At 50.2% G+C, this 13,749-nt stretch carries 9 protein-coding genes; 7 read left to right on the top strand and 2 right to left on the bottom strand.

Going from position 1 to position 13,749, the window contains the following annotated elements; genetic code table 11:
- The first annotated feature begins 67 nt into the window (after positions 1–67).
- Both menA and QET93_RS05980 read left to right on the top strand, forming a co-directional pair.
- Positions 68–988, top strand: coding sequence for a 1,4-dihydroxy-2-naphthoate octaprenyltransferase (gene menA, locus QET93_RS05985; protein WP_280131497.1), 921 nt, complete (start codon positions 68–70; stop codon positions 986–988).
- A 124-nt stretch (positions 989–1,112) separates the two neighbouring features.
- The gene (locus QET93_RS05980) at positions 1,113–1,541 is read left to right on the top strand and encodes a hypothetical protein (RefSeq protein WP_280131498.1); all 429 of its coding nucleotides are present in this window, start codon (positions 1,113–1,115) and stop codon (positions 1,539–1,541) included.
- Positions 1,542–1,677: 136 nt separating this feature from the next.
- On the opposite strand, the gene QET93_RS05975 is transcribed toward QET93_RS05980, so the two are convergent.
- A complete protein-coding gene (locus QET93_RS05975; RefSeq protein ID WP_280131499.1) occupies positions 1,678–2,238 on the bottom strand; it encodes a helix-turn-helix domain-containing protein in 561 nt (186 codons plus the stop codon).
- Between the two features lie 667 nt (positions 2,239–2,905).
- Positions 2,906–3,880 carry a bile acid:sodium symporter family protein gene (locus QET93_RS05970; protein WP_280125322.1) on the bottom strand — a complete coding sequence of 325 codons (975 nt, stop codon included), beginning with the start codon at positions 3,878–3,880 and terminating at the stop codon, positions 2,906–2,908.
- 351 nt (positions 3,881–4,231) lie between these two features.
- Between QET93_RS05970 and QET93_RS05965 the strand changes: the two genes are divergently transcribed.
- From QET93_RS05965 to QET93_RS05945, 5 genes are all read left to right on the top strand, one after another.
- On the top strand, positions 4,232–10,246 hold the full coding sequence (locus QET93_RS05965) for an RHS repeat-associated core domain-containing protein (protein WP_322190145.1): 6,015 nt from the start codon (positions 4,232–4,234) through the stop codon (positions 10,244–10,246).
- Position 10,247: 1 nt separating this feature from the next.
- A complete protein-coding gene (locus QET93_RS05960; RefSeq protein WP_280131501.1) occupies positions 10,248–10,907 on the top strand; it encodes a hypothetical protein in 660 nt (219 codons plus the stop codon).
- A 188-nt stretch (positions 10,908–11,095) separates the two neighbouring features.
- Complete coding sequence (locus QET93_RS05955; protein WP_322190144.1) at positions 11,096–11,932, top strand: hypothetical protein; 837 nt, start codon at positions 11,096–11,098, stop codon at positions 11,930–11,932.
- 40 nt (positions 11,933–11,972) lie between these two features.
- On the top strand, positions 11,973–12,785 hold the full coding sequence (locus QET93_RS05950; RefSeq protein ID WP_280131503.1) for a hypothetical protein: 813 nt from the start codon (positions 11,973–11,975) through the stop codon (positions 12,783–12,785).
- Positions 12,786–13,140: 355 nt separating this feature from the next.
- Positions 13,141–13,731 carry a hypothetical protein gene (locus tag QET93_RS05945; RefSeq protein ID WP_280131504.1) on the top strand — a complete coding sequence of 197 codons (591 nt, stop codon included), beginning with the start codon at positions 13,141–13,143 and terminating at the stop codon, positions 13,729–13,731.
- The last annotated feature ends 18 nt before the right edge of the window (positions 13,732–13,749 follow it).

Below are 13,749 nucleotides of genomic sequence, written 5' to 3'. Positions count from 1 at the left end.
GATACATACCGGCCTGGCACCGGGTTTCTTGACGGATGGCTGGCTCCAGGCTACAATCCGCCACCCCATGAGTAAACTAGCCTCCTATTTTCTCGCCACCCGACCCAAAACGCTCACGGCAGCCGTCATCCCCGTCTGGGCCGGCTGCATGGTCGTCTGGCGCATGACTGGAAGCTGGGATGTCCGGCTGGCTCTCTTCACGGTGCTCAGTACGCTCTGCCTCCAGATTGCCTGCAACCTGTTCAATGATGCCATTGATCACGACAAACAGGCCGATACCTCCCGCCGGACGGGACCAAAGCGCATGACGGCTTCCGGCAGCCTGACTCGGAACCAGGTTCTTGGAGGAGCCATCGCATTCCTTCTCATGGCCTGTCTGTTTGCCTTCCCTCTCATTGACTTGCGCGGGTGGCCCATCCTCGCTATCGGCATTCCTTCTCTCTTCTTCACCTACGGATACACGGGAGGTCCCTATCCTCTGGCCTACAACGGACTGGGGGAGATCTTCGTCATTCTCTTTTTCGGTTTCGTGGCCGTCATGGGAACCATCCTCGTCCAGATCGGCACCGGACTCATGGTGCCAGGAACGACAGAACTACTGACACTCAAGGTGTATCACGCCGGTTTTGTAATCGGCATCCAGTGCGGACTCCTGGCTGCCGTCATGATTTCCATCAACAATCTGCGTGACCGCAAGGAAGACGCAACCACTGGCAAGAAGACGCTGGCAGTACGTCTCGGTTCCGCCAGAGCCCGTGGAATGACGATTTCCTTCATCGTTGCCGCCTACATCACACTGCCGACTTCATTCCGTGCCTTGGGACTTTCCATCGGCGACCTTTGGTGGAAGTGGATTCCCGCCTTTCTCCTGGCCGGTTTATTAATTCTGAAAATAAGAAGAACACCGGAGAATGCCAAGCTCAACAAAGTTCTTGCCCTATCCTCGGCGCACCTTATCGTCTACCTCCTGACTTATACGCTAAGCTGACGACAAAGGAAGCAAGCCGATCCGGAGAATCTCCCTCTCCCCACAAAACCGGTTTTTTACGGAATCTCTGAAAGAATGCGCTCTTCGACGGCGTATCCTTGGTGTATTCCAATCATTTTTGTCCATGCTACGTTTGTTCTCCCTCTGCCTGTTATCCACCGTCCTTTTTTCATGTACTCAAAGCCATACAGGCGAAATCCCCGTTGGCAAAATCATGACCATTCAGGAAGGTACGGTTGTCAAGGTCAAGGAAATCATGCTGGATGTGGAAAACGAAGGTACCGGCGCTTTTGCCGGTATGGCAGCCAGCACGGCTGAAGCAATCTCCCCCGGCTTTCTCGCCCAGGGTACTACGAAAATAGCATCGGCCACAGGTTCCCTGATGGATAGTAATGTCGAAGTTGAGCGTTACGTCAAAGTCCGCATCCTCATGGACAACACCAACGAACTGGTGGAAATCATCCAGAAAGCACGACCGGGACTTCAATTCAGGGTTGGTCAGAAAGCCATCATCACCAAGGGCAGTACTCCGGGCAATGTCTGGCCCGATTAACCCCGTTCTTTTTTTATCTCGGACGCCTTTCATCACCATTCCCATTGTCCAGGTTCTTCCCGGGAAAAAGGCTATCCCTCTTCATCAGAGAAACAGCCTTCTTCTTAGTGGGAAGCGATAGGCCAACCCGCCGGCATCAATCCTTCTTGCCTGTCCGGGAGGCCTTCTGTTTTTGACGCATTTTGCGAAGTCCGTTCATGGCATCTTCAACGGATTCCAGAGAATAAAAACTCTTGGTCCTGACCCCGCGGCAAGTTCGGACCAAGGCTTTCCTTTCAACCAGAACTCCGCGAACGGTCAATCGGTACAAGACACTCCTTGTTACCCCGAGATACTGAGAAGCCTCCTTGGTCGTCAACCAGCCGCCGGGTATCTTTTTACAAATCGGAGGCCGGCGTTCAAAAAGCTTCAGGAAGCTCGGCTTGTCCCAATAGCAGGTTAAAGTACCCCTTTCGGACGGTATTACGACAAACGGGATTCCTTTGCGGCGCAGGAGTTGGCGAGTCCCCGACATGCTGCAGCGCAGCAGCAGGGCAGCATCGTGCGTCGTAATTCCTCCGCCTTGGATTTTCTTGTTCGACTTGCCGACAGAAGGTTTACCTCCGATCTGGGAATCAAGAATACTCTTCGGATAGGAAAGCCCGGGATGATCGATTAATGTAATAATACGGTTGTTTACAAATATGTGGATAGACATTATCTTTTTTCTTTCTTGTTCATTATTATCAATTTCATACTACTATTTGGTATGATTCTTGTTTACTTGTTATTTGCCTTTTTTAGGAGTTTATTATGTATTCTGATTTTTAGGTATTTGCGAATTTCTGTATATCGTTCGCAATGACTCAAATATGCACGAATTCGTGATCCCCGCAAGTTTTTTATTTGGATAATCTGTGTTTCACATTCTATTTTTTGGCCTAGAAGGGTAATACATGCCGCATGCAAGCAGACGAGAAAGAGTTCATCAAGCACTGGATCAAAACGACCCCGGGCATGTCTCGTAAATTACTGAGTAGCATATGTCAAGTGAGCAAGAGAACATTGGACAACTGGCTCACCGGAACCACCCCCATCCCTCCCGCCCGACTCGCCTTTTTGAAAACTGTCATACAGTTCCACGAGATCCAAAAAAAAAATACTTTTTCCTCTTGCCCACCTCTCTACACACTGGAAATCACGTTCTCCCAACACGATTATTACGCCATTATCAACAGAGCGGCTCGTCACCAGAGCACACCCAGTTCATGGATCCGCGAACAAATACGCATTATATTGAGAGTGAAAGACTAACACTTCAACACATCTTGTCCCGCGAGAAATATTCCAGGTGAACACGCCTCAGCGGCCCTCATGTCCATCCGTCACCCCTTCCGGCTCCATTTCTTCGCCAGGAAAGCACAGACCATCAGCTGCATCTGATGGAATACCATCAAAGGCAACACCAGCACGCCGATCTGCGAACCGGCAAAAATGACATTCATCATGGGAATACCCGTTGCCAGGCTTTTCTTGGAACCGCAAAAAATGATGGCAATGCGGTCTTCCCGGTTGAACCGCAATCGCCGGGCCAGCCAGGCCGTCAGCAGAAGAGTCAGGGTCAACACCGTTGCACAGGAAACGACAACTCCGCCCAGGGACATGAGCGGAACACTCTTCCACACGCCCTGCACCATCGCATGGCTGAAAGCGGAATAGACAACGAGCCAGATTGTACTCTGATCCGTCCACGAAGTCACATTGCGGTGCTCCCTCACCCAGGTACCAATCCACCTCTGGACGATTTGCCCGGCTACGAACGGAGCCAGAATAATCAGGCAAATATTCGCGAATGTATCCGCATTCAACCCTCCCGCCTGGCCGGAGACCGTCACAAACATCCCTACAAGCAACGGCGTAAGGAACACACCAAGAAGGCTTGATACCGACGCGGCACACACGGCGGCGGCCACATTCCCTCCCGCTATCGAGGTAAAGGCAATACTCGACTGCACCGTGGAAGGCAGCATGCACACGTAAAGCATCCCCATCACCAGCTCGGGCGTCATCCACAAGGAGAACAACGGACTCAGCATCAAACCCAGCGCGGGAATCATCACGAAAGTACTGAAGGCCACCAGTCCCTGCAGGCGCCAATGCATCAACCCGTCCCGGACAGCTCGCCGCGACAGTTTGGCTCCGTACAGGAAGAACAGCAGCATCACCGCCGCGTCACTCACGTGTTCCATAGCCACTGCCCATTCCCCCCGGCACGGAAGGACGACGGAAAGCAGCACACTCAGTAGAAGGCCCGTCGTAAAACGGTCCAGGGAAGTCAGCAAACGTTTCAACAAATTCATGGGCAACGGCGGCTAAATCACAGGAATTGACGGTCAGAAAGTTTTGGAACGGCAATTGTTCCCGTTCGACATCCGGCGGATTCACAGGGGCTGCGCCGCCGGGCCGGATAGTAACCGCCACGCTCCCCTTTGTCGACACGTTTACAGGCTAAAATAGGTCTTCTCTTCTTCCCGGCAGCCTGTTGCCCCGCATGAATGGGAGCACGTGTTCCACAGTATGCCTATAAGAGTGAATCATCCGGAGGGGAATCCATTTCATACTTGTTGCCATAATAACAATTATTGACTCATTCTAAGCGCACTGCAAACATTAATAATTTTGCGGCAACATCAAAAAATAGAAAGAAAAGTATGTCTCCTCATACAACCAATAATATGTCGGACGCCGGAACTCCGGGCAATTTCTCCAACGAAGAAATCACCCTCTCCGCCACCCCGGATTTCATTCAGTTCGACTCGGACGGCGGCGGCAAGCGCATCCAGGTCTCAACCAACGCCAGATACTTCAAAATCAATATGGAATCCGTGGAAACCTATCCATGGGCTACTCCCGACACTACTGACGGAGAAGGTCCCGGGGGAAGTATCTACGTCCTCTGCGGGCTGAACGAAGGGGATGACCGGTACGGTACCTGGACAATCCAGGCCTACAATAATCCATCCGATTTCGATACGGAGAAGTCCGTCAAGAAAACAATAAGCATTCTGCAAGACGGCTCCCCAAGCAGCGACTCAAGCACGTCCCGGAGCGAGGAATGGGAATTCGGCAGTGACTCGTCTTCCAGCAATGACGGCCTGCCGGAAGAAGACGTAGACAGCAGCTCATCCCATGAAGAGCCCACATCGTCTATCGAGAAACCGGGCTTTACATCATCTTCCGCGGTTTCATCTTCCTGCTATTTATCCGACTCATCCTCCTCGGAAGAATCCTCCAGCAGCTCATCCAGCGTTCCGGAGTCTTCGTCTGAGTCTTCGTCTGAGTCTTCGTCTGAGTCTTCGTCTGAGTCTTCGGAATCTTCCGGCAGCAGTTCCTCCGAAGAAAGTTCCTTCTCTTCCGATGTTCCGTCGGACGGAGAACCGGACTGCCGTTCCGAGCAATGCCAGTTCCCGTGTGATGAAGAATGCACGGAAGGCAACGCCGACGTCGCTCAGGCTATCCCCATCAGCGACCCGGAAGAATTCGGCATGTGCGGAAGCACCCTCGTCATTGGCAATCCGGTCACCGGCGACGCTCCGCAATCACGTGCCCGTTCTGCCGGAATGAGAGCTGCCGGCAGAAACGTCAATGTCTACTGCGACGCCCCCATGGAAGCCAAGGCATCCTTCGACAACGATGGCAATATCACTCTCATGAACCCTTCCGGCACCATCATTCCCTTCCCCAGCCAGAAGGGAGGTGACGGCTCTTCAGGAGCTTCCGGAGGCACTTCCAGCACCAATTTCTCCCTCGTCCAATACATCGGTCCAAACGGCACCCCCATTCCCGCCGGAGAAGCAAAGACGGCCAATGTCGTCTCCAAGGACGGCTCGTCGAGGCAATTCGACCGGACGACCGGAAACATCATCTCCATGCGAACCGCCAAAGGCGCCGTCATCACCGCCGAACAGTACCGCAGCAAAAACGCCATCACCCGAGACAATGCAGGAAACATTTCCAGCATCTGGAATGACAAAAGCGGCATGCTCACCCTGAGCCAGACAAACAACAAGCTCACCGTCAACAAGTATGCCCCAAACCAAATTTCCTCGGACGCTTCCGGCGCCAAAGTTCCCTCCGGCTCTCCCATCCGCGAATACTCCTACGAAACCTTCATCGAGGGCAACGCCTCCGTCATGAAGATCGTCAACAAGGTAGCCGGACAACAGGAACGCGAAATCGAACGCCGCATTGAGGGGAACACCACCACCATCATTGTCGGCAAGGGTACCGAACGCATCGTCACTACCTACGAACGCAAGTTCCCGGCCCCCAGGACGATGGAGGAAATCAAGACGGTCACCAAGGGCCTCTCCGCCATGCCGTACTCCAAAGTCATGACACGCAAATACTATTCGGAGCTCGGCTGGCAAACCCTCAGTAGGACGGAAGGCTACGGCACGGGCGATGAAAGGACAACCACATGGATCTACAACGACAAGTGCCTCGTCCAGCAGGAGAAGCGCCCCGACGGCAGTTCCACCCAATACTCCTACGATGACAAGGGACGCGTCACTACGGAAATCTCCCCATGGGGAGGCACCGCATGCAGTAAAATCATCCGTACGACCTACGCCGACCAGCGCTTCAACGACCGCCGTCCCGCCTCCATCCGGACAATCATCCGCGATCCCTACAACTACGAACGGGAAATCAAAGCCATAACCTACACCTACGAAGACTCCGACCAGGTCAACCGGGTCACCACCAGCGTTGCCTCCGCCGGAGAAGACGCCCCTCGCGTCAGCATCGTCGAAACCTGGGGAGAAAACGCCCCCTGTTCCTATGCCAGCGGACGCGTGAAGATGGAACAGGCCACCGACGGCACCCAGACGTTCTACACCTATGAAGCTTCTCCGGACGCGGCCTATGCATGGAAAGTAACGGAGGAAACGCGCGTCAACAATGCCGCCGTCCCCGGCCGCAGCGAACGCACCGTCAAATGGATCTCCGCTGCCGCCACGGTCGCACGCAAGGAGGAATACGTCCACACGGGCGAAGGATGGAGTCTCGTCTCCACCGAAGACTACGAGTACGATGCCGAGCAGCGCCTGACGAAGACCACCCGCGGCAATGGCCGCGTCAGCACGACGGAATGGATGTGCTGCGGCCCCCGCCGACAGGTGGATGAAGACGGCGTCGTCACCGAGTTCGAGTACGACTCCGCACGCAAGCTGGTCGCCATCACCCGCTCCGCAACGGAAACCATGCCGGAAACGATCACGAGCTTCATCCGGGACGGACTCGGCAGAGCCATCACGACACGTATTGATGCCGGGCCGATGACCACCACCACATCCCGTACCTACGATATCCTCGGACGCCTGACGACGGAAACGGACGAACTGGGCCGCACCACCCGCTACTCCTATAGCAAGGATGACCTGACAATCACCAAAACGCTGCCTTCGGGAGCCACGGAAATCACGGTCAAAAACTCCGACGGAACTCTCCGTGAAGAGCGCGGTACCGGCCGCCGGGCCATTTCCTATTCGTATTATCCAAGCTCGGACGGAATAATCCAGGAAGTGTATGCCATGACGCCTTCAAGAGAATGCTTGAAGCGGACCGTGGTCAATACCTTCGGCGACACCACCAGGGAAGAATTGCCCACGACACAGGTCAACGTAACGCTGGACTCCGTCTACTCCTACAACGCCGCCGGGCAAATCGTCCAAACTCGGGTCGGCAGCATGGCCCCCACCCTGTACGAATACGATGACATGGGGACTCTGGCAAAGAAAACACTGGCTCTCGGCGACCAGCCGACAGTCCGGAATTCCGCCATCACGGAAACCTCTCGGCAGTACAAACTCATCGACGGTGAGGTTTACCGGGAAATGACGCAAGTCAGCTGGGATGCGGACGGAAACTCGTTGACGGAGGTTCAACGCGAGCTAATATCGCAAATGAGTCCAACTTTGGACAGCAAAGTAATCATGATCGATGCTCGTGGAAATTCTTCGGAAACATGGACGGAATTCTCCGCCCCGCGGAAGCGTACCCGCTTCTCCCGGATCCCGGCTTCCGACAACACCGCCTGTGAAATCATCAAGGATGGATTCGTCGTCGAAAGCACCGACTTCGCCGGAATCACAACCTCACAGAACAGGCAATACACCGCCAACGGCATTACCCACGTCGCATGCGATGGCAGGCACAATCTGACTGTCACCGATTACGACCTCGCCAAACGCGTCGTCAAAGTCGCGGATAGCGGCGGTTCCTCCACCACAACCGAGTATTCACGGCTCTTCGACCTGCCCGTCAAAATCACCGACACCCTCGGCAAAACCATCTGCTACGCCTACGACAATCGCGGTCGCAAAATCGCGGAGTTCGGCACCGGCATTCAACCCGCTCGCTTCGACTACGACGATGCGGACAGGCTCACGTCCCTGACGACCTTCCGCGCCGCCGACGGCGATATCGTCACCAACCCCGCCGCCCGCTCCGACGGCGACACCACCACATGGACCTACCACAACGCCTCCGGCCTCGTCACCCGCAAGACCTACGCAGACGGCACCCATGAGGACTTCACCTACGACGCCCACAACCGCGCCGTCACGAAGACCGATGCCCGCGGTATTGTCACCACATGGGCCTACGCTCCGATGACCGGGCTCCTCACCGGAGTCTCCTTCAGCGATGCCACCCCGCCGCAGGGCTTCACCTGGAACCACCTCGGGCAAATGGTATCCGCCACCGACGCCTCCGGTACCCGCAGCTTCAGCTACAACACCTATGGCGCACTTGCCGCGAACAGCTTGAAGGATTTCCAGAACGTCGTTCACTCCGTCACGGAAACCTACGACTCCATCGGACGCAGCGCAGGATACACCTGCACCACGGGCAACACCGCCATCCAGCAGGTGTCATGGGCTTACGGCACGGATGCCCGCCTCTCCCAAACGGTCCTGATGCACAACGGACAGGAAAAAGCCTTCACCTACGGTTACCTCGACGGCACCCATCTGCTCCGGACGCAAACCATGCCCAACGGTCTGACCATGGAAAGGGACTTCGAAACGACCCGGGATCTGATCTCGGAAATCACCGTCAAACGAGGCAACGGCGCCGTTCTCACGTCGAAGGCACACACCTACGACGCCCTCGGCCGCCCCGGCACCCGGACCTTCACCCGCCATTCCACGACGCATACCGACTACATCGGGCACAACAGCCGCGATGAACTCGCCATCGCGGAATTCAACAGCAAACTGTTCCAATACTCCTACGACAACATTGGCAACAGGAAGCAGGCGCAGGAACCCGCCGGGACGACCGCCTACACGGCCAACCAACTCAACCAGTACTCGGCCATCACCGTCCCCGGCTCCGCCTTCCTACCCTTGCACGACAACTCGGGCAACCAGACGAAGATCAAGACGGGTACGGGCATCTGGACAGTCGCCTACAACGCGGAAAACCGCCCCGTGCTCTTCACCAGCGAGAACGGCAGCGTCACCGTCGCGTGCGAATACGACTACCAGGGCCGCCGCATCTGGAAGAAGGTCACCCGCAACGGCACCGTGACCCTCCATCACCAGTACCTCTACCGGGACTTCCTCCAGATCGCCGCCCTCGACCTGCTCAACAACCGCGAGGTTGTCCGCACGATCGCCTGGGATCCCCTCGAAGACGTAGCCACGCGCCCCCTGGCTCTCGTGCAAGGCGGCCAACTCTACACCTACGGCCTCGAACTCCCGAAGAACATCACCGAAGTGTACGACGAGTCGGGCAACCTGGTCACCAGCTACGACTACACCCCATTCGGCGCCGTCACCTCAACCGGTTCCCTCAACCAGCCCATCCAGTGGAGCAGCGAAATCTACGATGAAGAACTCGCCCTGGTCTACTACAACTACCGCCACTACAACCCGGCTGATGGAAGATGGATCGCAAGAGATAAATTGCAGGAAGTTTCTTCATACAATTTATATCGAATCCTGGACAACAGGTGTGTAGATCAATTTGATAGACTGGGGTTGGAGAATGGTGAAATACCGTTATCCACTCCAAGGACATCAAAAGACTGTAAGTCAGAAACGTATATATTCATTGGAGGTGCGTGGGATAGTTCAACTGGCGCAATGAAACAATGTTACAATAAAAACCGCGACCAAACACAAACCAACTCCTATTACCCATGGACCGTCAATGCCAAAGAAATGGCGAAGACGATTCAGGATTACCAAAAGAAATGCCCAAAGACGAAAATAATACTAGTTGGGCACAGTTATGGAGGAGATACAGCTATGGATATTGCTGAAGCCCTTGAAGGAACTGGGCAAAAAGTTACATTAGTAACATTAGATCCAGTCAGTTCATTCGATTCACATAACCTATCTTCAGGAAGACCCGAAAGTGTTGATTATTGGATTAACGCCTATGTAGGCAAAGGAGTATTTGATATGGCCGGAGTCGTACCTATTGCTGGTCAACTTGTTGCTGGCGTAGGGACCTTGATAACCGGAGGAGGACGAAACAATACAGTGGCTTCACTTGGAGGAAAATGGGGACATGAATCAGGAGCAGATGTAAATATCAAGTTCCCTTTTTACGGTAAAATTGATCACGGCTACGCTTCGTCTCTATTTTCGGAAATTGCTCCTCGACACACTAAATCAGCCCAACAATACCTCCAAGACTATATAAGACAATAATATGAAAATATTACTAGCAACATCTATCATAACATGTACACTCTTAACAGGATGTTGGTCGGTAAGAACACAAAAAGAGTTATTAATAACTGACGATTTGAATCAACCTGTTGAAAATGCGGAAATTTATATAATATGGCATGGTGCACCAATATTATTTGGCGAGACAGATGGAGAAAAGAGAGATAAAAAAGAAGTTCTATCATACTCATTCCGATCAAATAAAGATGGAATCATCCATACCGATTTCAAATTGGTTTGGCCAAGAGACTATAATTTCTTCATCACAAAAAAAGGGTATTACCCAACAGTTTTGCCTGTCAAGACAAAGCAAAAAAACATAACACTACTCAACAAGAAAAGAATAAATTGCAAAATAATTGACCAAAATCGTCGCATAACAACATTCTTCAACTCTTATATATCATTATCAGGAATAACTTATGAAGGATTCAGGCTAAAACACTTTTATGATTTCGCGAACAGAATGGACAAAATAGACCCATTAAATTTATCTCAAAATCTTAGCAAACAAAGAAATAAATACATTAAACTAGATAAATACAATTGCTATAATATCTACAAATCACAATCCGAAAGTGATGGCGTATTCATACAAAACGACCCTCAAAATGCTTATTTCATAAAAAACAAGCAATAATCATCCTACACATCTCTAACTAATTCGTCATTGTTTAATCCAAGGGCTACCTCTTCAAACCGAGGTAGCTCTTTTTGTGTTCCCATCAAATGACGCAAGTCAGTTGGGATGCGGACGGAAACTCGTTGACGGAGGTTCAACGCGAGCTAATATCGCAAATGAGTCCAACTTTGGACAGCAAAGTAATCATGATCGATGCTCGTGGAAATTCTTCGGAAACATGGACGGAATTCTCCGCCCCGCGGAAGCGTACCCGCTTCTCCCGGATCCCGGCTTCCGACAACACCGCCTGTGAAATCATCAAGGATGGATTCGTCGTCGAAAGCACCGACTTCGCCGGAATCACAACCTCACAGAACAGGCAATACACCGCCAACGGCATTACCCACGTCGCATGCGATGGCAGGCACAATCTGACTGTCACCGATTACGACCTCGCCAAACGCGTCGTCAAAGTCGCGGATAGCGGCGGTTCCTCCACCACAACCGAGTATTCACGGCTCTTCGACCTGCCCGTCAAAATCACCGACACCCTCGGCAAAACCATCTGCTACGCCTACGACAATCGCGGTCACAAAATCGCGGAGTTCGGCACCGGCATTCAACCCGCTCGCTTCGACTACGACGATGCAGACAGGCTCACGTCCCTGACGACTTTCCGCGCCGCCGACGGCGATATCGTCACCAACCCCACCGCCCGCTCCGACGGCGACACCACCACATGGACCTACCACAACGCCTCCGGCCTTGTCACTCGCAAGACCTACGCTGACGGCTCCCATGAGGACTTCACCTACGACGCCCACAACCGCGCCATCACGAAGACCGATGCCCGCGGCATTGTCACCACATGGGCCTACGCTCCGATGACCGGGCTCCTCACCGGAGTCTCCTTCAGCGATGCCACCCCGCCGCAGGGCTTCACCTGGAACCACCTCGGGCAAATGGTATCCGCCACCGACGCCTCCGGGACGCATAGCTTCAGCGACAACGTTATTTTAATTCCAATAAACTATTTATATTAAATGAAAATATAAATTAAAATTTTCAACACAGCAAAAAAACATGACAAACACTAATTTACAAATATGGTTGCTTGGGGATAATTTTATCCCAAAACAATTAAGCAAAGATATAATAAAACAACTTGGAATTACATATTGCTCAAGAAAAAGCGACACAGATCACATTATGAATAATTATAATAATTTCGGATATGCGACAATTGACACAGGATTCAAACCAATCACTTTAGTAAAATCTTGTGATATCATAAAAAAATTAAATTCTCATTACGAATATCTAAAAAAAATGAATGTTTCGACAATACGCATTATATTAAATATTGATGAAATTAATCAGTCATCACTTACATTTGACCCTGAAGATATTGAACACATTGATAATATAAACGCAGAATTAATAACAACAGCACTAATTAGAGAAAAAAGCGAAAACGAATTTTCGTACCAAGATCTGCACACATCCGCAATCATGACTCTCTATGGAGAGAATTTCTTTCCTTCTGAAATCGATCATGTACTATCAAAAATATTTCACAAAGGAAAATCACATAATCCAAATGACATAAACATTAGAACACACAAACCATATGATTTTGGCTTTATAAGCTTTAAATTTTCCAAGGAGACATTCCCCTGGAATAAACTAATTGATTATATTGATTTGATCTGCGATAATCATGAACAAATACAATCTGCCGGAGTAGATGAAATATTCATCTATATCGACACTTTTGACTCTCCTCCGCATTACATTAAATGGGATCCTGAAGTAATCCATAAATTAGCATTAATGAAAATAGGGATCGGGTTGAGTTGTTATGGATATAAAAACACACCCCAGAAAACCATTTAACCTTGATGCCTCATAGCCTTCATAGCAATCGAAACACAATCCCTTGCTTATCGTTTTCCGGGATTGCCCCCCCTTAGGAGACATTCACCGCAACCGTCCCTCTTCACCAAATGCAACAACGTCAGATACGACCTGACCATCATCAAGCACTCAAAAAAGAAAACATAAGAAAATCAACAATAATAAGGTTTCATTAAAGGATATCTTTCATCACAATAATACAAAAAGACAGAGCGGAAAAGTAAAACATTGAATGACAAGCAAGATCTCGAATGACAAATCAAGGGACAAAAACATTGTTAAAATTCCATTTTCAAGAGCAATTGTAAAAAACCGAATAATTATATACTAAAATATGTTAATACCAATATTAATATCCATCATTCAATTATGTATTTTAGAAAGCACCGAAACAAAAGAAAAATCAATCAATATAATTATATCTGAAAAATCAAAATTCACTCACCCTGAATTTATAAAAACCAAAAAAACTCCTGATTACATGCCTTCCTTTATGTCATATAAAGGAAATGAAAAAGAAGCAAAAGAAAATCATTATAAAAAAAAACAGATATTCAACGGAATCATTCTCATAATAGGGATTAAAAGAAACGGAGAATACGAAATACTAGAAAGAAAAGAGCCATTTAAAATCGATAATATATTAGCAGATTTACTCTTCCACCCAAATAGTTCAAAATACTATCCACAAGGCAGCCCCGAAGATTTTAAATACAATCTCACTGGATGTGATAAAATAGAAATCATATTTGCCCCATGGCAAACAAAAACAAAAAATGTATATTCACGCACAATAAAAACAATACCAAAAAATGATATTTTTGTGTTTGTAGATGATATAGATAAAGAAAAAAAAGCAGACAAACAATTAATAGAATTTATTAATAAAAAAATAAACACAAAAGGCTCATCGTTAAAACCATAGATATCATCGATATATAAT

This window comes from Akkermansia sp. N21116 (genome assembly GCF_029854705.2).
Taxonomy (GTDB): Bacteria; Verrucomicrobiota; Verrucomicrobiia; order Verrucomicrobiales; family Akkermansiaceae; genus Akkermansia.
This window is presented reverse-complemented; position numbering and strand designations above follow the sequence as displayed.

Bases quoted from the DNA above. Each gene is read 5' to 3' on its own strand.
- menA (WP_280131497.1), top strand. From the start codon at position 68: ATGAGTAAACTAGCCTCCTATTTTCTCGCCACCCGACCCAAAACGCTC.
- QET93_RS05980 (WP_280131498.1), top strand. From the start codon at position 1,113: ATGCTACGTTTGTTCTCCCTCTGCCTGTTATCCACCGTCCTTTTTTCA.
- QET93_RS05975 (WP_280131499.1), bottom strand. From the start codon at position 2,238: ATGTCTATCCACATATTTGTAAACAACCGTATTATTACATTAATCGAT.
- QET93_RS05970 (WP_280125322.1), bottom strand. From the start codon at position 3,880: ATGAATTTGTTGAAACGTTTGCTGACTTCCCTGGACCGTTTTACGACG.
- QET93_RS05965 (WP_322190145.1), top strand. From the start codon at position 4,232: ATGTCTCCTCATACAACCAATAATATGTCGGACGCCGGAACTCCGGGC.
- QET93_RS05960 (WP_280131501.1), top strand. From the start codon at position 10,248: ATGAAAATATTACTAGCAACATCTATCATAACATGTACACTCTTAACA.
- QET93_RS05955 (WP_322190144.1), top strand. From the start codon at position 11,096: ATGATCGATGCTCGTGGAAATTCTTCGGAAACATGGACGGAATTCTCC.
- QET93_RS05950 (WP_280131503.1), top strand. From the start codon at position 11,973: ATGACAAACACTAATTTACAAATATGGTTGCTTGGGGATAATTTTATC.
- QET93_RS05945 (WP_280131504.1), top strand. From the start codon at position 13,141: ATGTTAATACCAATATTAATATCCATCATTCAATTATGTATTTTAGAA.